The organism is Mesorhizobium sp. M4B.F.Ca.ET.089.01.1.1, assembly GCF_004022605.1.
Classification (GTDB): domain Bacteria; phylum Pseudomonadota; class Alphaproteobacteria; order Rhizobiales; family Rhizobiaceae; genus Mesorhizobium; species Mesorhizobium abyssinicae.
Map to the genome: position 1 here is coordinate 1 of NZ_RZOS01000936.1, position 985 is coordinate 985.

A 985-nucleotide genomic window follows, 5' to 3' on the forward strand; every position below is an offset into this window, starting at 1 on the left:
GCCCATATGCAGCGAGCCGGTGACGTTCGGCGGCGGGATGACGATAGTGAAGGCCTCCGCCCCCTCCTCCGCGCCTGCGCCGGCGCGAAAGGCGTCCGCCTCTTCCCAAATCTTGGCGATCCTGGGCTCGACGGTCTTGGCGTCATAGGTCTTTTCAAGCATGGGAAAGTGGTCCGCGCTGTCGGGATCTTGCTGGTCCGGTGTAAATCGGAAGGCTTTGGCCAAGTCAACCGCAAGGGCCGCCTCGGGTCATGAGAAGCAGATAGGCGTAGCGCGGATCGGATCAAGCAGGAGCTGTTCTTCGATCCACTCGTCGACGATGGCCGGCCCCCAATTCGCCGGAGAAAGCCTTGTCACTCTCGTCTTGACCACTGATCCCAGCCATCTTACCTTGCCAGCGCTGCTGTAGGGCGCATCGGCTTCCAGCCGGAGGGGCATTGCCCGCCTACGCCACCTCAACCCCGCAATGCGCCCATGCCGACCCTCGAACACCACAAGAAACAGGCCAAGCTCTATCTCAAATGGCACCGCGAGCGGTATTATCCCGTCACCGCTGTGATTGGATGGCTCTTGCCGCGTTTTCACCATCTCAGCGACAGCCAAATCCTCGATCACGGCTTCAAGCTTGCCGATGCCCAGGAACTCGTCGCCAGGAAGTCAGGTTTCGAGAGCTGGCAGGCGCTGAAGGAAGGCCTTCAAACCGTGACCGATCATGCAGCAGCAGACGCCGCAAAACCGCATCTCGCCTTTGCCGAGCCACAACTCTTTGTCGGCGACATCGCAGCGGCCTGTAATTTCTACCGGCAAAAGCTCGGTTTCGGGACGCGCTTCACCTATGGCGAGCCGCCCTTCTACGCCCAAATCATCCGCGATGGCGCACGGCTCAACCTGCGCCATGTCGACAAGCCTCCCCTCACCGCCAATTCGACCGTTGACCTGCTGGCGGCGACGATCATTGTCGACAACATCAAGGCTCTGTTTTTGG

The 985-nt window shown here is 60.5% G+C and carries 2 protein-coding genes; one reads left to right on the top strand and one right to left on the bottom strand.

Annotated elements, in window-relative coordinates; translation table 11 throughout:
* A partial coding sequence (locus EN780_RS35155; RefSeq protein ID WP_133372906.1) for a class I tRNA ligase family protein occupies nucleotides 1–162 on the bottom strand: 162 nt, incomplete at its 3' end.
* A 312-nt stretch (nucleotides 163–474) separates the two neighbouring features.
* Here EN780_RS35155 and EN780_RS35160 point away from each other — a divergent pair.
* Nucleotides 475–985 (top strand): VOC family protein (locus EN780_RS35160; RefSeq protein ID WP_128276534.1); only part of this gene is annotated, 511 nt, incomplete at its 3' end.